This is a genomic window from Cohnella soli (genome assembly GCF_042655525.1).
Lineage (GTDB): Bacteria > Bacillota > Bacilli > Paenibacillales > Paenibacillaceae > Cohnella > Cohnella soli.
Window position 1 is genome coordinate 325,238 of record NZ_JBHSMI010000028.1, and the last position, 18,472, is coordinate 343,709.

The window sequence follows — 18,472 nt, forward strand, 5'->3', positions numbered from 1 at the left end:
GTTTACAAGTGACTACGAATCAGCATGAAATGATCGTCGTACTCGATTTTGGCGGTCAGTACAACCAATTGATCGCTCGCCGTATTCGCGATTTGGGCGTGTACAGCGAACTGTTGCCGTTTAACGTCTCGATTGACAGAATCCGCGCGCTGCAGCCGAAAGGGATTGTATTTTCCGGCGGTCCGGCAAGCGTGTACGCGGAAGGGGCGCCTCAAGTCGATCCGGCGATCTATGACCTTGGTGTTCCGATCTTCGGTATATGCTACGGCATGCAACTCATTACGCATCAGCTAGGCGGTAAAGTCGAACCGGCGCACAAGCGCGAATACGGCAAGTCGGACATCGATTTCATCGAAGGCGCCGATCTGGCGAAGAAGCTCGACCGCCGTCAGACGGTATGGATGAGTCATGGCGACCACGTAACCGAACTGCCGCAAGGCTTCCGCATCGACGCCAGCACGGAGCATGCTCCGGTTGCGGCAATGAGCGATGCGTCTCGCCATTTCTACGCGGTACAGTTCCATCCGGAAGTACGACACTCCGTCCACGGTAACGATATGATCGGCAACTTCTTGTTCGAAGTGTGCGGATGCCGCGGCGACTGGACGATGGGTTCGTTCATCGACGATATGGTGGCTGACATTCGTAAAGAAGTCGGCGACAAAAAGGTTCTGTGTGCGCTGTCCGGCGGCGTGGACTCGTCCGTCGTGGCGGTGCTTATCCATAAAGCGATCGGCGATCAACTGACGTGTATGTTCATCGACCACGGCCTGCTGCGCAAAGGCGAAGCGGAAAGCGTCATGGAGACGTTCGTCGGCAAGTTCGGCATGAACGTCGTGAAGATCGACGCCAGCGAACGTTTCCTCGGCAACCTGAAGGGTGTCGACGATCCGGAGCAAAAACGCAAAATCATCGGCACCGACTTCATCCGCGTGTTCGAAGAGGAGTCCGCGAAGTTCGACGATTTCACATTCCTCGCTCAAGGCACGCTCTATACCGATATCGTCGAGAGCGGTACGGCAACGGCGCAGACGATCAAGTCGCATCACAACGTCGGCGGATTGCCGGAAGATATGAAGTTTAAGCTAATCGAACCGCTGAAGACGCTGTTTAAGGACGAAGTGCGTAGAGTCGGCGCGGAATGCGGCTTGCCGGAAGCGATCGTTATGCGTCAACCGTTCCCGGGTCCGGGGCTTGCGATCCGCGTGCTCGGCGAAGTGACGCCGGAGAAGCTCGAGATCGTGCGCGAGTCCGATGCGATTTTGCGCGACGAGATTGCCAAGGCGGGCCTTGACCGCGAAATCTGGCAATATTTCACGGCGCTGCCGGGCATGAAGAGCGTAGGAGTCATGGGCGACGGACGCACGTATTCTTACGCCGTCGGCATCCGCGCCGTCACGTCGATCGACGGCATGACCGCTGACTGGGCGAGAATTCCGTTCGATGTGCTGGAGAAAATCTCGAACCGCATCGTTAACGAAGTTCAGAACGTCAACCGTGTCGTGTATGACATCACTTCGAAGCCGCCGGCTACGATTGAGTGGGAGTAAACAAGAACGCTTATATATAAGGTCGATTGTGAAGCACACGCCGCTCGTTCTCCTCCACACAGAGGAGAATTGAGCGGCGTGTTTTGGTTGTTCGCATGAGATTGCTTTGGGAATCGGTTTGAGATTTTTTACGTGGTCACCGCAACGCCGCCCGATACGGCACGCCTTTAATGAACGTCTCTACGACTTCGAAGTTGTCGTCAAGCAGGACAAGGTCGGCGTCGAAACCGGCTTCGATTCGTCCGGTTTCATTTAATTGGAGAATCGATGCCGGCGTGGCGGAACACATCCGGATGCTATCTTCCAGCGGAATGCCGAACGCTACGCTTAGCTTGAGGGATCGGTTCATCGTCACCGTACTGGACGCGAGCGTGCCGTCTTGCAGTCTGGCAATGCCTTCTCTGACCGTCACCGGATGGCCACCGAACACATAGTCGCCGTCGCCGACCCCCATAGCTTGTAGCGCGTCAGTCGTTAGTACCATGAGGTCCGGTCCTTTGATTTTGTGCATGAGACGGACGATGCCGGGATGCAGATGGACACCGTCAACGATTGCTTGAACGCTGACCCGATCGTTCTCCAATGCGGCGGTCACGAGTCCAGGGGCTCGATGGTGAATGCTTGGCATCGCATTGAAGCAATGGGTAATGTGGGTGGCACCTTCCCGGAAAGCCAATTGTGCTTCCTCGTACGTAGCATCGGAATGGGCGACGGCGACTACGACATTTCTGCGCAACAAATCATGAATGAGTTCGATGCCGCCAGGCAGTTCGGGAGCGATCGTGACCATCTTGATTAAATCCTCGGCTTCGCGGAAGATGAGCTCCAGTTCGCGAAGATTGGGATGTCTCAAGTGTTGGGGATTTTGCATGCCTTTGCGTGCAACGTTCAAGTAAGGGCCTTCCAGGTGGATTCCGACTATTCTGGCGCCTTCTTCGTGGCCGACGACTTGCTTGACGCTGCGAATCATCGCGAGCAGGTCGTCCAGCGAAGAACTGACCGAAGTAGCCAGAAATCCAGTGCATCCCGTCTCTGCGCATGCCCGGGATACCGCTTGGATGCTGGTCGTCGTTCCGTCCATCATGTCGCGGTTGTGCGCACCGTGAATATGGACATCAATCATGCCTGGAATCAACAGGCGACGTTGTCCGTCCAAGATAGTGTCCGCATCTTGAACGTCTTCCGGTGCCGGATTGGGAGGGAGAACAGCTTTGATTTTGCCGGCCTCAACCCGGATGCTGGCAGGCGTAAGCGTTCCCTCTCGAAAGACTGCAACGTTGGAAATGATCGTTTTCACCGCTTCTCCTCCTCGTATGATGTCAACAGGACTTCAACTCCGCATGTATCCAGCTTCTCTTGAATGGCCGCAGGCAGGCACCGATTGGTAATGAGAAGATCGATTCCTTCGAAGCCGATTTTAAAAGGCGACGTCTGATTCGTTTTCGATGCATCCACTACGAGACAGACTTTTTTAGCATGCTGCACAATCGATTTTTTCACGTGAATGTCTTCCAATTCGGCGTAGAACACTCCATCTTCGGTTAGGCCTGAAGCGCCGATAAACGCATAATCAAAATAAAACTGCTGCAGTTGCTCGCTGATCGAAGAACCATACAGAAGATGGGAATCGGGATTAAAATAACCACCCAGTAAATAGACACGGTTGTCTTGTCGCCCTGACGAAACGGCAATCGCATTGTCGATCGAATGGGTGACGACAAGCAAGCCCGTCTGGATGAGCTGTTTAGCAATAAAATGTACCGTCGTGGAGACGTCAAGCATGATCGTCGCCCCGCTAGGGATACACGCAACGGCTTTGGCCGCAATGGCTTGCTTGTCGGCCGCATGATTGACGAGACGTTCCGTATAGCTTGTGATTTGGGCTTTCATAACCGGCAGGGAGATACCACCTCGAATGCGATCGACCAAACCTTGCTCCGTTAAGGAGAGGATGTCTCTTCGCGCCGTATCTTTGGAGATGGAGAACGTCAGGGCTAACTCTTCTTGCGTCAATTGTTTTCGACTTTCCAACAGCTCCAGAATTTTCGCTAACCGTTGCGTTTGGTCCATAATATCGGTCACCTCGAGGTTAAAGATAGCACAGAAGGAGTAAACATGCAATTTTATAAGTTTATTTTTATTAAACATAAGTTTTTATAAGTTTAATAAATGGCCATGCTACGATCGAGAGGAACAGGGGCAAATCTGCCTAACCAAGTTGTTTACTCTCAAGTCCTCTCCGTAGTCAATATGGCGGGATACGGGTACTGTCGGCATGAATTTGTCTTGTTTTCGCTTTCAATGGAATTGAAACGCTATCATCACTGAAAAATATGTAAATTCCGAACAATAACCCCCGTTTATCCGACATAATATTCGTAAATAATCGTTGACAGACTAGGTACTAGAACCTAGAATAAGTTTTGGATAAACAACTGAATACTTTTCGTATAATCTCGGGAATCGGCCCGAGAGTCTCTACGAGGTCACCGCAAATGATCTGTCTACGGAAAGGGAAGAACATACATAAGGAAGCGCGCGCTCCTTCTGGCATGGATTTTCCCGGTTGTGCGGAACCTAGAAGAGTCTTCTTCTAGGTTTTTTGTATGCTTCGCCTTAGTTTTCCACATTCATCTAAACACTGAAGGGAGAGTTTATTGGAACATGGATCGTTTCTTTAAGCTAAAAGAACTGGGTACGAACGTACGCACGGAGATCATGGCTGGTTTGACTACGTTTATGACGATGGCGTACATTTTGGCGGTAAACCCGGGCATTCTGGGTGGAGAGGGTCTGCTCGATCCTTACGCCGTTTTCCTCGCGACTGCGCTTTCCGCAGGTATTTTTACGATTGCGATGGGATTGTTCGTTAACTTTCCGGTTGCGCTAGCGCCAGGGATGGGGCTTAACGCGTTCTTCGCAACGACGGTTATCGCTTCCAAAGCGACCGACACGCCGATTTCTCCTTCGATGGGTCTTGCGGCCGTATTTATTTCGGGGGTCATTTTCCTCATTCTTACGATTACGCAAATTCGCCAACTACTGATCGTCGCGATTCCGGATTCGCTTAAACATGCGATTACGGTAGGTATCGGTCTTTTTATCGCGATTATCGGCTTGAAAAATAGCGGTCTGATGACGATCGCGGTCGACGGCGTTACGGCCGACGGCAAATATCAAGAGCTGCTCAGCTTCCAATCGATCATCCACATGGGCAGCCTCGAGAACGCGACGGTATATATGACCCTCGCAGGTCTTGCCATTACAGGCGTGCTGATGGTGCTGAAAGTTCGCGGCGCGATTTTGTATGGCATCGTGCTCGTGACGCTGATCGGCATGATTCCGGGCATCGATATCACGAACCTCGATTCGTTGAAAGGCCAAGATTGGGCGCCTCAGTTCGACAAGCTGAACTTCTGGGATTTGGATTTCAAAGACCTCTTTTCAACTGGCTTGCTGACGGCAATCGCTACGTTTACATTCGTTGAATTGTTCGATACGTTCGGAACGCTCGTCGGTACGGCTAACCGCGCCGGCTTGCTCAAAAACGCGGAAGAAGGCAAGAAACGCGTCGGTAAAGCCATGTTCGTCGACGCAGTAGCAGTCAGCGGCGGCGCTATGCTCGGCACGAGCACGGTAACGGCATATGTCGAAAGCTCCTCCGGCGTTGCCGAAGGCGGACGTACCGGTCTGACGGCTGTAACGACTGGCGTTGCGTTCTTGCTCGCTTTGTTTATCGCTCCGATTGCGCTGCTCGTACCTTCCGCAGCGACAAGCGCGGCGCTGATCATCGTCGGCGTGCTTATGCTGCAATCGATTAAAGAAATTGACTTCTCCGATTATGTAGTCGGCATTCCGGCGTTCCTCACGATCGCGCTTATGCCGTTCACTTACAACATCGCAAACGGTATTTCTTTCGGTATCGTATCGTACGTCTTGCTCGCATGCGTTGCTAATTTGGCCGGCGACAAAAAGCATCGTATCCACTGGCTCATGTGGATCGTGTTCATCATCGTCATCGCCCGTTACGCATTCGTCGGCTCGCAAGGCTAATTCCCTAGGAGCGTATGAGTCATTGCCGACTCATGGCATATATCAACCCCGCTTCACTTCCGAATAGACGGAGGTGGAGCGGGGTTTTAATTTTTCAGCCTACTTCACTCTTCTTCATCCTGAAGCACGACGTCAAGAATTATCGTTTGTTGGTTTACGATGACAGCTGTTCAAAGCGCGGGACGTTTGCCCGGAAAGGTGAAGAAGACTCTCACTGTGCTTACGCGTTAATGGGCGTGGCGGAGCTTATTCGGCCTGGTGCGCGGTGGTTTGGACTGTGACGGTTGCCAGTGCGCCTATTCGGCGATTTCGCCTCCCGAACGGGGCATTTGGGCTGAAATAGCGTCACCTGCAACCGTTACAAATTCCGGAGCGTCCGCTTTGCCGCGATAGCCTCAGTGGCAACCGTTAAATCGCAGAAGCCCCGACCGTCTCAAAACAAATCACCCTACCCCAAGTACCCCAAGCACTCCAAGCACCCCAAGTACCCCAAGTACCCAGTCCCCAGATCTCGCTTACGCTTACTCGCTAACGGGCGTGGCGGAGCTTATTCAGCCTGGTGCGCGGGGGGAGGGACTGTAACTGTTGCCAGTGCGTCTATTCGGCGATTTCGCCTCCCGAACGGGGCATTTGGGCTGAAATAGCGTCACCTGCAACCGTTACAAATTCCGGAGCGTCCGCTTTGCCGCGATAGCCTCAGTGGCAACCGTTAATCCGTAGCAGACCGACCCACCCCCCGACCCAGCTCACTGAGCGCCAGCCAGTCGATAAGTTCGGTAGCGTTGACGTCCGCTCGCGACTTCCAGTTGTTTTTTCTCCACAAGGCCGCGCAGTATCACCCTGATCCGATGTTCCGACAGCAGCAGATGCCCCGACAGCTCCGACGGCGTAAAAGGACGCAAAAGCCGGCGAGCGAACCGCAGCGTCTCGGCTTCCGACCAGGTGAGTCCGGCGTAGCCAGTCCCGCCACCGGTACCACCTCCGCCACCAGTTCCTACTCCAGCTCTTGTTCCGGCAAAGGCAAGAAACTTACCGACGAAAGAGAGGACGAGTTGCTTGCACATCCCCGGGTCGTCCTGGATGGACAAATAGGCGATCGGGAGGAAAAACCAGTCGTCGAGAACGAGTAGCGACTGCTTCATGCATAGATCCTTGAAGCGGCTGGCCTCGATATCTCTCGCATGGCTCCGGTAATCTTGAATCTCGATGCAGCCTTTGACATGTCCGGGCATGTACGCGAGATCGAGGTAACGATAGCCGTTGTTGAAATCCCTGACCTCGTATTCGGCGTATAAGTGATCCAGGCTGCCGACGACGGGAAACCAGATCCACCGTAGGAAATCGACTGTTCCCCGGCTTAATCCTTTGCGCAGAAACTCCCGTCTCCTGACGCCGCTCTCCTCGGCGATCTGCCGCTCCATCCATTTCGCGTAAGCTTCCTCGAATCTGTTCATTACGCCAGCTCCCATCTCATCTGCGATTGATAAAAACAAAATACCGCCCCGAAGCGCCCTGTTCGCATGAACAAGGCGGATCGACGCGGTATGTGCTTCATACCTGTTAGTATGGCTTCAATGTAACAGAATATGGAATATTCTTCAAGAGGCAAGGTCGACGCGAATCGTCTGGTCCGACATCGTGTTCGGCCGGAATGTCAGTGTCATCGCAGCTTCGTTCTTAGGGTGCTCGTAGGGCAGAATGCCGCTTATTTTACCGCCGGGAGCCAAATCTCCGATATGAAGTTCCCCTTCCCCGTTCAGCGTCGTTACGCTCAAATCCGGCTTGCCGTCCGCTGAAAGTAGCTCGAAGCTGCTGGAATTGTATTTCCTCGTCCCACTGCCCGCGTTCTCCAGCGTGACGTGAACAAGCACGAATTCCGTGCCCGGCTGCAGCACTTGTTTGTTGTATTCGCCGGTCCTCTCAATGCGATCGACGGTTAGCTTGAGATCGAACAGCGTCGCCGCCTCGCCGATGCGGTGGACGCGGACCTCCTTCGCGCCGGCGGCCTCGTCTTCGCTCCCGCCACCACCTTTACCCCCGCATGCTGACAGCATCACCATCGCGAGCAGCGCGATAGCAACTGCGAGTGTTCCCTTACGATTGTTCATTTCGTCGATTCCTCCTCGATTATGTTGGTGCGCCTTTCTCGAACAAACGAAGAGCGAGGCCGTCGGGCCGCTTATCCTCGAAGACGAGTCGATACCCCGCCTTGCCGTAAACCCGGTAACTTGCCGGATCGCCGTGGACGGCGCGGACCTGGTAATGTCGATCAGGTGGAAAGCTCTCTTCAAGCGTGAGCAGCAGCAAAATGCCGATCGACGGCCGTCGGGTCATATCAGGCACCCATAAGGCGTCGATATAGACGAATCGGCCCCGGTCCCGCGCACGTATCGCGCCGAGGGGGACGCCTCGGTGTTTGGCGATCAAGGCGATCCTCCCCTTCAGCGAATGCTTAATAACACCCGTATCTTCCGACTTTGCGATTTTTGCCACCTGCGCGTCGTACTGCAAGTGCCGGGATTGCAACGCGTGCAGCGTCTCCGCGTCTTCGGCGGTCGCCCGGACGATTCTCATGTTCGACTCCTCCGAATGAATCGTTTTCAGATTAACAGTAGCAGACGTATATGCGAAAAAAACTACTCATTCTAGCGAGTAGATCGTGGGGGAAATGGAGGTTGTCGAAAGCACATTTTTCCTCTCGATTCGGGGCGAACTACCTCAATTAATGCGTAGTTTTTTTGGCGGAAACTGCTGGTATACTCGCGATGCGGGAATGTCTTCATAGGGAAATGACTTATTTATCAAGGAAGGATTGAAGCCGAATGGGGAAAAAGATCGGAACAAAGGCTGCCATGCGCCTACCGACTAGAGCGTTCGCCGTGTTGATCGCATTTGCGATCGCTATAGCGGGAGTCATCGTGCCGGGCGACGCGGGCGCAACCGGAACGCCGCCGGATTTCGTCGGCGGCGCGACGATGTCCGCCAACAATCATTACGTGGACGTGACGTTCACGGAAGGAGTAAACGGGGATAAAAACAAACCTGTCGCGGTCGGCGATTTTCAATTGGCGGTGGATAACAACAATGGCGCGGGATCGGCGGAATTGTGCTCGATCGCGAGCGCAATCGACCCCGTCACGAAACAGCCGCTCAAGGGAGGAGAAACGACCGTTCGTTTCGGGATTAAATGTTATACGCCGTCGAACGGCAACGATTTCATCGAGATCATGCCAACGGACGACGCTTCCGTCTTTGCGGCGAGTGACGGGACTGCGATGGACTCGACGGCAACGACGGGCAATATTCAGATGAATGCCTATTCTGTTGCGAATCAGGCACCGTACATGACTTCGCCGCTAAACAACGTGTTGTTGACGAAAGGCGAGAGCGTAGACATTCCACTGGCTTCCTATTTCGACGATCTGGACGGGGACCCGTTAACGTTCGAGACGTACGTCGTGAAAAACGACACGAACGATCCGGATATTTTAACGACGACACTGGACCCGGAAACTTGGATTTTGACGATTACGGCTACAGAAGCGGGCAAATGCGATATATACGTTTATCCGATCGACGATCGGGGTCAATCGGAAGAAGTATTCTTTTCCGTTAACGTTCACGCGAACGCGAATCAAGCGCCCGCAGTCGTGAAGACGTTCCCGGATCGCATTTTTCTGGTCGGCGATCCGGATGCGACTTTGAATTTGAATCTTTATTTTAAGGACGACGATGGCGACACGTTGAGCTATACGGCGAGTTCGTCCGATGTAAACGTCGCGACGGCGGTCACGAACATCTACACGTTAACCGTGCATCCCGTCGGCGTAGGCACGACGACGATAACCGTTACGGCGACGGACGGCCTGGTACCTCTTACGGTGAGCTTTAATGTGCAAGTGACCGCGGTCGGGTATAACGTCAGCAAGCTCAAACTGACAGATCAATTTACAGGAACGCAAGATCGACTTCAGGGAGACGCCGGCTTCTTCGGCAACAAAAGCGGCGTAGAGCTCACCCTTTACGTAGATAGCAACCATAACGGCTTGCTGGAGAACGGAGAGAAGGCGAGCGCCGTTTCGCTAGGGACGACCGACGCGGCGGGGAGCTTCGGCCCGGTCGACATCGGGGATTATCCTCCGGGGACGGTATCGTTTTTGATCGAGGCTTATGATCCGGGCTCATTGAGCAAGGTACTTATTCCTTTCGGCTTTACGTTCGTTAGAAACGTCATGCTGAACGTCTACAAGGCGATTTACGACCAATTTGTGACGCCGGGGGCCGATCCGATCACGTTCAAATTAAGCGATCATTTTTTCGGTACGGGAACGCTTTCTTTCTCGGCGGAATCGGACAATACGAATGCCATCACGGTTAGCGTGAACGGAGATATATTGACCGTGTCCGCGGCTGCGGGCGCAACCTTTCCGGGCAAGGCTAACGTCAAAATCTCCGCGCAAGATCTTTACTCGGAAAACTATACGGTCGTTACGTTTAAAGTAGGGGATACGACGACGCATGTCCAACCGACGATCGAAGCGATCGGGGACCGTTCGTTAACCGTCGGCGACGTTTGGACGACGCCTCTGAACGTGACGCTCGATCCGATTGTCGGCATGGGGTCGTATTACGCGGATGTCGACGATCCGAACGTCGTTTCGGCGACCATCGATGCGAGCGGTATCGTTCCGAAGCTGACTTTGAAAGCACTCCATGAGGGGAATGCGTCCGTTACCGTCCATGTGCACGATTATTACGGCGGAAGCGCTCAGACGGTTTTTGCGGCGACTGTCGCGGCCGTCGCGACGGATTCGCCGGTTGTTTCAGGCATTTCGGTAACGAATAACGCTGGAGTCAACGACAAGCTGACGATAAACGGGTTAAATGCCGGCGATCTGGTTAAAGTTTACGATGCGTTGACCGGAGGGAATATGCTTGGCAGCGGTTCGGTCGCGATCGGCGAAACATCCGCCAAGCTCGCTTTGGCATTGCCTGGCGCGGGCGCGGGGGCCGTATTCGTAACGGTGACGAGCCCTGGCAAGCTGGAAAGCGCGCCGCGCGTCGAGGTACATTACGAAGCGGAACCGTCGACCGGAACCGTTGGCGGCGGTGGTGACGGAGGCGGAAGCTCGGCCGCCAAATCGGATGCAGCCGCCGTGGGCGATGCATTGAAGAAGCAGGCAAGCCAGGCGGGCGGACCGCCCGGTGGCGTGCTAACGCTAGGCTCTTCGCTAAGCGATGCGCCGACAACGGTCGACTTGCCCGCTAGCGTGTTGGCGGCGATCGCGGCCGACCATCCCGGCACGACGCTTCGGCTTGTATCCGGCGGAATTTCCTTTGATACGCCGATCGGCAGCATTGATTGGAAAGAGATAGCGGGCGCACTCGGCGTAAGCCTCGAAGAGTTGACGATTCATCTCGATGCCAGCCCGGTTGCGGACAAGGAGAAGACGGCGATGCAGCGAAATGCCGACGGGCAAGGGATTCATGTCGTCGGCGCGTTCAGCTTTACGGTGACGGCCGTCGGAGGCGGTCGCGAACTCGCGATCGAAGATTTCGGCAATGTTTACGCCGATAAAAAGATCGGCAGCGATCAAGGCGGACTAACGGCGGCGCTGTACGATCCGGCAAAGGGCCAATATACGTTCGTTCCCTTCACGTCGCGGACGGACGACAGCCACACGACCTATTCGCTGCACGTTCCGCACAATAGCGTGTACGCGCTGCTTTCCTCGCCGAACTTATCGTTCAAAGACTTGGAAAACCATTGGTCGAAAACGGAAGTGTCGAAGCTGGCGAACTTGCTGCTAGCGAAAGGGGTATCCTCGAATGCTTTCGAACCCGACCGGTTCATTACCCGTGCGGAGGCGATCGCGCTCATCGTTCGGGGGCTGGGGCTCTCGGAGAAGCCGGAGGCGGCGGGCACGTATCGCGACGTCGTGGACGGTGCTTGGTATGCGGGAACGATCGGAGCGGCGTATAAGGCGAATTTGCTCAGCGGCTACGCGGACGGCACCATTCGGCCGAACGAGCGTGTGACGCGCGAACAGCTGGCCGTGCTGATCGACCGTGCGGCGGCGTTCGCGAAAGAGCCGACGGCATCCGGCGCGGCTGGCACGCTTGAACGCTACGCGGACGGCGGCACCGTGTCCGAGTGGGCGATAGAGGCGATGTCGCGAGCCGTGCAGGCCGGGTACATCCAAGGCCAGTCAGCCTCGACGATCGCGGGACGCGCGCCAGCGACGAGAGCGGAGACGACGGTCATCGTCGGCCGCCTGCTTCGCAAGCTGGGGTTCGTTTCCAACTAATAGATAGAAGCATCATCGTCAGGAAGGAACGATTCGATACTCAAGAACCCGCCGCGCGCGGGTTTTTGTTTGTTTGAAACGAGGTGAACCGTCCGATGGCTCTTCAATGCCTTAGCGGAAACCGATATAGATGGAAGGAAGGTTAACGAGGCGCGGGAGGCTGTTCGAATGGTTTTCGTGTTCGTCATTTATAGTTTACTGTTCATTGCGGTTTTCTATATTTTTTTTCAAACCAGGCAGGAATCTACCCGCTGGCTTATTGCTACGATTGCCGCAGGATGGTCGGGCATACTCGCCTATACGATCGATTCTAAAATAAACAAAGATGCGGAATGGAGCATTCAACCCGCTTGGCTGGATCAATTGTTACGCATCGCGGACGAGAAACTGTATGCGGCTGCAGGCTATGTCGTTTACGCTTTCCTCATGTACGCGGGGGTATATGGGGGCTTTTTCGGACGCAAGACAAAGCTCGCCCTGGCTTTTCTGCTACCCTTGCCGATCCTATTGCTGTATAAAACGCCGCGGCAAGGCGTTTATTTCGAAGCGTATACCGCGGTTACGAGCGCTTACACGTTAATCGCCTCTTTCCTGCTCGCGTTCGGGGCGATTCGAGAACGCAATGCCAAAAAACGCAGGGAGCGGATCATGACGGCAGGCGTTTTGGTTCCTCCGCTTCTCGTTGCCGTCGTAACCAGGGTGTTTTCCAAGCAAATGGAGTTTAATCATTTCCTATCGTATTACGTCGCGCCTATACTCGGAAGCGTTCTGTTTCTCTTCTTGGCATTTCGCTACGGCGCGCTGGACGTCAAGCTCATGCTTAGAAAACAATCCGTCAGCGACAAGTTCAGCGGAATCGCCTCCGGCGCGATGATCATGAATCATGCGATCAAAAATCACGTGACGAACATCCACCTGGTCGCGCTCGGAATGAACAAGGAACCTGCTTCTTCACGGGAGTCGGAGGATCTGAACGTCATCGTCGGCGAAACGCGACATATTATGACGATCGTGGGGCGTATCCAGCATCAGCTTGAAGATGTCAGGTTGGAGAAGGAGCTTTGCGACTTATCGCAAATGATCGAAAACACGATATCGGCCAATCAGCGCATTCTGGATGCCAAGGAGATTTCCATTGCGAGACAATATCCGGCTTCCGTTACGGCATGGTGCGATAAAACCCACATGCAAGAAGTGCTCTATAATATTATTCATAATGCGATCGACGCGATCGGCGATCGGAACGGGATGATTCAGATTCGAATCGAGGAGAAGCGCAGACGGACGCAAATCGAAATATCCGATAACGGCCATGGCATCGCCAAAGCCGATCTCGATAACATCTTCAACCCGTTTTTCTCGACAAAGCCGGGCTCCGAGCATTACGGTCTTGGCTTATCTTATTGTTATTTGGTTATGAAGAAGCACGGGGGCAGTATTTCGGCATTCAGTCTGAAGGGGACCGGAACGACTTTTACTTTATCGTTGCCTCGCAGGAAAACAAGGTTCGGTTAAGGTTGGGGTATGTCGCAGCGCGGAGGTTGACTGTTGAATGGATATTTTCGCCGCACTAATGATAATCGTCCTTGTAAGTCTTTTTTACTATAGCGCCAGGCGAAGAGCGATCCGATGGTTCATGCTGTCGGTGCTGTTGGCGATCGCGGGCGTCATGAGCTTTATCATCGATGCCTTGCTTCCGTATTATCCGCAAGGAATCAACTCGGCATGGGTGACGCTGTCGGAGGGCGCCAACCGTTTTCTCTTGTTCTTATGCGGTTTCAGTGCGTATGCCGTACTCATGTTCGCGATCGTCTACTCCGGCCGCGCGAAACCGGCGGTCGAGCGGCTGTTCGCTTACGTGCTGCCTCTCGCAACTTCGATTCTCGATTGGTATCACCCGGTCCATCCGATCGAGGCGAACGACAACGTTTTGCTGTCCACGCAAAACTTTTACACGTTCAGCGCCGGCGTCCTGCTCGTCTATTTTACGTTAAAGGAGCGCAATCCGCGCAAACGCAGAGAACGGACGATCACGTCGCTCGGACTCGTGCCGCCGATCATGCTAGGCGCCGTGCTCGCGGTGAACGTCAACGTTTACATTTCCGCCTATCTCGCCGTTGCCATTTTCATCGTTATCTTTCTTTTTCTCGTTTTCCGGTACGGCTTTTTCGGTATTCGCATCGTCATGCATCGGCAGTTGCTCGACCAGACGGTGAAAGGGATCGCGACCGGTTCGATCATGATGAATCATGCAATCAAAAACCATGCGACGAACATCCAACTGCTGACCCGCGAAATGAAAGAGAAGTTCGGGGAGGCCGACCAGCAAGAGGGGTTGGACCTCGTCATGACCGAGTCGCAGCAAATCATGAACATGGTCAGAAGAATTCAAAGCCAAATCGAGGATATTGACCTAAGGCTAGAGTCTTGCGACCTGACAGCGCTCATAGAAGACGTTCTTAGCTCGCTTCAGATGCGGATCGGAACTCGTCCTATACGCGTGTTGAGGACGTGGAGCGGTCCCGTGACGGGGGGGTGCGACAAAGTTCATATGCAGGAAGTGTTCTACAATATCATTCACAACGCTGTCGACGCGATCGGCGATCAAGCCGGAACGGTTCAAGTTCGTGCCGAGCAGACGCGCAAGCACTTGATCGTCGAAATTACCGATTCCGGGGTAGGCATCGCCAAAGCCGACATCGAGAAAATTTTCGATCCGTTTTTCTCTACGAAGCTCGGCGATAGGCATTTCGGTCTCGGCCTCTCCTATTGCTATTTGGTGGTGCAACGGCACGGGGGGACGATCGAGGCGATCAGTCAAAAAGGAACGGGGACGACGTTTACGGTGACTTTGCCGGTGAAGCTGCCGAGACGAGCACTTGTAGACACCTCGTACGCGGACGTCTCCTCGGCCATTCAGGGATAGTTGGAATGATTTTTATCGTTAGCAAAGAACCGCCAGGGCATCTTGACGGTTCTTTGCCGATTCCGGTTTGCCTTACGGCTTGAGCTTCAACGCTTTAATCAGGACGGTGACCGCTTCCGCGCGAGTGGCGATGCCGTTTGGCACGAATTTGTTGGCCCCGCGGCCTTGGAAGATGTCGTGACCGACACCGTCGATGACGGCGGCTCTCGCCCAATCCGGGATGTCAGAGTCGTCGGCGAATCCGGTCGGTTCCGCCACGCCTGGCGCGACACCTCGCAGCATACCGATCATCTTCGCCAGTTCAGCCCGGGTAATCGGGCGGTCAGGGCGGAACGTGCCGTCGTCGTATCCGACGAGAATGCCGAGGGCGACGGCTTTGGCGATGGCGTCGCGCGCCCAATCGCCGATGAGATTCGAGTCGGTGAATTTTAATTCGCTGCCCGCAATTTGGGGCTTCCATGCAGCGATGAGCAGCGTCGCGAACTCGGCGCGTGTAATCGGACGATTCGGCTTAAACGTGCCGTCCGGGTAACCGCTGGCGATCCCTTTGCCAACGGCTTCGATGATCGCTTTTTCCGCCCAATGGCCGGCAATATCCGTGAAGCTGACGTCCGGCTTCGTTGCGGGTTCCGTCGGTGTTGTCGGCGTCGTTGGCGTTGTTGGTGTCGTCGGCGTCGTCGTATTGCCGCCACCGCCAGCGGACTGTGTCGTCGTCGTGCCGCTCAAAGCGGGACTTGTCGCCCCCTCCGCGTCGGCGGCTTTCACGCTAAACGAGTGCGAAACGCCGGAAGAAAGTCCAGTTGCCGTATAGGTGAGCGTGCTGCCGGATAGACTGGCGACCGGCGTTGCGCTTCCGTCGACGAACACTTGATACTCCGTTACGCCGACATTATCGGTAGCAGCTGGCCAAGTCAACGTTACGCTCGATTGCGTCACGTTCGACAAGTTCAAAACGCTTCCGTTCGGCCATTGCGGAGCCTGGTTGCCAGAGTTCGGATCGTCTTCGGCAATCGTTAACACGGCGCTCGTCAAGGCACCGATCGATGTGCCCGGGAGCGGGTCACTGATCTGAATATTGACCGTACGATCGCCGGCATAAGCCGTATTGTTAATGATCGGAATGCGGAACGATGTCGTTGTATCGTTCCCATGGAACACGGCTCTGCCATGCACGGCCTTATAATCCGTGCCAGCTATCGCCGTTCCATCCGTCGTCTCGAAGTAGACGCTTGCGGTGCTGTTGACTGCGCCGGGGCCGAGGGCTCGCTTGAGCTTAATCGTGGCGTATCCGGCGACATCGTCTTCATCTACGGCATACGTGGCGGATTGGAGCTCGATTTGTCCTTTGTCCGGGAGCGGATCTACGATCGTCACGCGGCTCCAGTTGTTTTCGGCAATGGCGAGTTGGTCGAAGTTCGAGTTGCCCGTGAAATCCGCGGCAGCGACGCCGCTTTCAGCCGCGAACTTGCCGGTATAGAGGAAGTCCTCCGGGCTGAACGAGCCGTCGCCTTTACTGATCAGCACGCGGACGGAGTTGTCGCCTTTGTTGGCAACCGCCAGGTCGATTTGCCCGTCTTTGTTGAAATCGCCCGAGATGATCGCCCGCGGGTTGATGCCCGAAGTAAAGCTCGCATACGGCTCGAACGTACCGTCCCCGTTGCCGAGCGCGACGGCGACGAGGCCGAGACCGCTTAGTGCGATAGCGAGATCCATGTGTCCGTCGCCATTGAAATCGTCCGAGGTGAGCACGGTCGGTTCGGAGTTGTTTGGGAAAGGATAAGGAATGGGTGCCCCGAAGCTGCCATCCCCGTTGCCGATCATTATCCCGACTTCGTCATCGTCAGAATTGGCGACCGCTACATCCAAGCTTCCGTCCTCATCAAAATCGCCGAGAGTAATTCCATAAGGAAGATAGGAGTCGGAAGCCGAGATTCCCGTCGAGTAGCTCCCGGAATACGTAAACGTGCCGCTCGCAAGCTGCGTGGCAGCGTTTTTGTCGCCGAGAAAGACGGTCACTTGATGGTGGACTGTCGTCGTCGCAATGAGGTCTGCGACGCTATCGTTATTCACATCGCCGGCAACGATCGTCGTCGGACCGGAACCGTTTACCGGGAAATTGTAGGTGGCGGCAGAGGTGAATGTCCCGTCTCCGAAACCGAAAAATATCGAAATACTTCCGGAGCCTTGATTCAAGACCGCCAAATCGATTTTCAAGTCGGCGTTGAAGTCGCGAGCTATGATGGAGACAGGGCTAGTTCCGGCGGTGAGCAGATCGGATCGCGTAAACGTACCGTCGCCATTGCTCAGGGCCACGTCAATTTTGCCGTCGCCCAGCGCGGTGATAAGGTCATATCGATAGTCGCCATTAAGGTCGGCCGTCGCGATGGCGCTGACCATGGATTCCGCCAAATAAGCGGTGGGCGATGCGAATCGTCCGTTCCCTTTGTTCATCAGCGTCGTTATTGTTGCAAACGAATTGTCGGTGACGAGATCGAGGTAACCGTCGTTATCCAGGTCAGCCGATACAAGCGATTTTGGCGAGTAGTCCGTGGAGTAAACGATCGGAATCGTGTCTAGCCCCATGCCGGAGTTATACCACACGTTAACGACGTTATGGGTCGTATCCGTCCCCGCGACGTCCAATCTGCCATCATGATTGAAGTCGCCGATCGCGAGCCCCTCAAGGAATGTCCCTGAATAAAAGTCCCCGGCGCCGAAAGTGCCGTCGCCGGCTCCCGGATAGACGAAGAGGGAAGTTTTCGAGCCGACCAGAATATCGTCATGCGAATCTCCGTCGATATCGGCCACGGCGACTGAAGTCGCCTCATAGGCCATATCCCCGGTAGCACTGACGAACGTACCGTCCCCTCCTCCGAGCAACAAGCCGACTTGACTTTTGTGGGCTGCGTCCACGTAAGAACTGACGACGACCAAGTCGACATTGTCGTCGTTTTCGTTGAAGTCTCCGACTGCAATGGATACCAAGGGGTTTGTTCCGATCGAGACTGCCGTGCCTTTCGTATATTTGCCGTTTCCGTCGTTAAGCATCGGGATGACGGAACCTCCGTTGTCGGCGACGGCGATATCCGGATCGTTATCTCCATCGAAGTCGGCGAGGGCAAGCGCATTCGGCGAAGTGGACGCTCCGGTCGAGTAGGCGACCGATGAACCGAACGTGCCGTCGCCATTGCCGAGCAGCACGGAAATGTCCCCTGATGCGTGATTGGCCGTCACGAGGTCAAGCTTGCCGTCTCCGTTTAGATCCGCAGCCGCGATTGCGGCAGGATCGATTCCGACGAAGTAACTTACCGCGCCATCGGTGTCGAACGTGCCGTCGCCATACCCGAGCCAGACCGTCACCGAGTCTTTGACGTCCGTGGAAAAGGCGATGTCCGCGTTACCGTCTCCATTGAAGTCGCCTATCGCGTTACCGGTCGGTCTGTCCGTCGTCCCGGTTAGCGTAATCCCCTGATAATAGGGACTGGCGAATGCCTGAATCGGTATGATCGTCAGTAATAAACTAAGTAGTCCAATGGCTGTTTTGAATCGTAACCGTCTTGCCCGAATGTTCATTATCATAGCTCCTCTACTGGATTTATCCCGATGATAGCAGAGGAGCCGTTCAAAAAAACTAC

At 54.7% G+C, this 18,472-nt stretch carries 11 protein-coding genes and 1 riboswitch; of the genes, 5 read left to right on the top strand and 6 right to left on the bottom strand.

What is annotated here, in order from left to right; all coding sequences use genetic code 11:
* Positions 1–29 precede the first annotated feature (29 nt).
* Positions 30–1,550, top strand: coding sequence for a glutamine-hydrolyzing GMP synthase (guaA, locus tag ACFPOF_RS17750; protein ID WP_378136036.1), 1,521 nt, complete (start codon positions 30–32; stop codon positions 1,548–1,550).
* Between the two features lie 136 nt (positions 1,551–1,686).
* Here the strand turns inward: guaA and nagA are convergent, their stop codons facing one another.
* The gene (nagA, locus tag ACFPOF_RS17755) at positions 1,687–2,847 is read right to left on the bottom strand and encodes an N-acetylglucosamine-6-phosphate deacetylase (RefSeq protein ID WP_378135004.1); all 1,161 of its coding nucleotides are present in this window, start codon (positions 2,845–2,847) and stop codon (positions 1,687–1,689) included.
* Positions 2,844–3,620 carry a DeoR/GlpR family DNA-binding transcription regulator gene (locus ACFPOF_RS17760; protein ID WP_378135006.1) on the bottom strand — a complete coding sequence of 259 codons (777 nt, stop codon included), beginning with the start codon at positions 3,618–3,620 and terminating at the stop codon, positions 2,844–2,846. The genes nagA and ACFPOF_RS17760 overlap by 4 nt, the downstream gene beginning before the upstream one ends.
* Before the next feature lie 356 nt (positions 3,621–3,976).
* A riboswitch (purine riboswitch) is annotated at positions 3,977–4,077 on the top strand.
* A gap of 137 nt (positions 4,078–4,214) precedes the next feature.
* On the opposite strand from ACFPOF_RS17760, the gene ACFPOF_RS17765 reads away from it, so the two are divergent.
* Positions 4,215–5,603 carry an NCS2 family permease gene (locus ACFPOF_RS17765; protein ID WP_378135008.1) on the top strand — a complete coding sequence of 463 codons (1,389 nt, stop codon included), beginning with the start codon at positions 4,215–4,217 and terminating at the stop codon, positions 5,601–5,603.
* A 746-nt stretch (positions 5,604–6,349) separates the two neighbouring features.
* On the opposite strand, the gene ACFPOF_RS17770 is transcribed toward ACFPOF_RS17765, so the two are convergent.
* From ACFPOF_RS17770 to ACFPOF_RS17780, 3 genes are all read right to left on the bottom strand, one after another.
* The gene (locus ACFPOF_RS17770; protein ID WP_378135010.1) at positions 6,350–7,057 is read right to left on the bottom strand and encodes a transcriptional regulator; all 708 of its coding nucleotides are present in this window, start codon (positions 7,055–7,057) and stop codon (positions 6,350–6,352) included.
* A 144-nt stretch (positions 7,058–7,201) separates the two neighbouring features.
* Positions 7,202–7,711 carry a DUF4352 domain-containing protein gene (locus tag ACFPOF_RS17775; RefSeq protein WP_378135012.1) on the bottom strand — a complete coding sequence of 170 codons (510 nt, stop codon included), beginning with the start codon at positions 7,709–7,711 and terminating at the stop codon, positions 7,202–7,204.
* A gap of 19 nt (positions 7,712–7,730) precedes the next feature.
* Positions 7,731–8,177 carry a hypothetical protein gene (locus ACFPOF_RS17780; RefSeq protein ID WP_378135014.1) on the bottom strand — a complete coding sequence of 149 codons (447 nt, stop codon included), beginning with the start codon at positions 8,175–8,177 and terminating at the stop codon, positions 7,731–7,733.
* Between the two features lie 248 nt (positions 8,178–8,425).
* Between ACFPOF_RS17780 and ACFPOF_RS17785 the strand changes: the two genes are divergently transcribed.
* The 3 genes from ACFPOF_RS17785 to ACFPOF_RS17795 all read left to right on the top strand — a co-directional run bounded on the left by ACFPOF_RS17785 (position 8,426) and on the right by ACFPOF_RS17795 (position 14,837).
* Entirely contained in the window at positions 8,426–11,911 is a 3,486-nt protein-coding gene (locus tag ACFPOF_RS17785) for an S-layer homology domain-containing protein (protein ID WP_378135016.1), read from the top strand.
* Between the two features lie 168 nt (positions 11,912–12,079).
* Positions 12,080–13,426: a sensor histidine kinase gene (locus tag ACFPOF_RS17790; protein WP_378135018.1), complete on the top strand. Its 1,347-nt coding sequence runs from the start codon at positions 12,080–12,082 to the stop codon at positions 13,424–13,426.
* A 37-nt stretch (positions 13,427–13,463) separates the two neighbouring features.
* Positions 13,464–14,837, top strand: coding sequence for an ATP-binding protein (locus ACFPOF_RS17795; protein WP_378135020.1), 1,374 nt, complete (start codon positions 13,464–13,466; stop codon positions 14,835–14,837).
* Between the two features lie 72 nt (positions 14,838–14,909).
* Here the strand turns inward: ACFPOF_RS17795 and ACFPOF_RS17800 are convergent, their stop codons facing one another.
* Positions 14,910–18,410, bottom strand: coding sequence for an FG-GAP-like repeat-containing protein (locus tag ACFPOF_RS17800; RefSeq protein ID WP_378135022.1), 3,501 nt, complete (start codon positions 18,408–18,410; stop codon positions 14,910–14,912).
* Positions 18,411–18,472 lie beyond the last annotated feature (62 nt).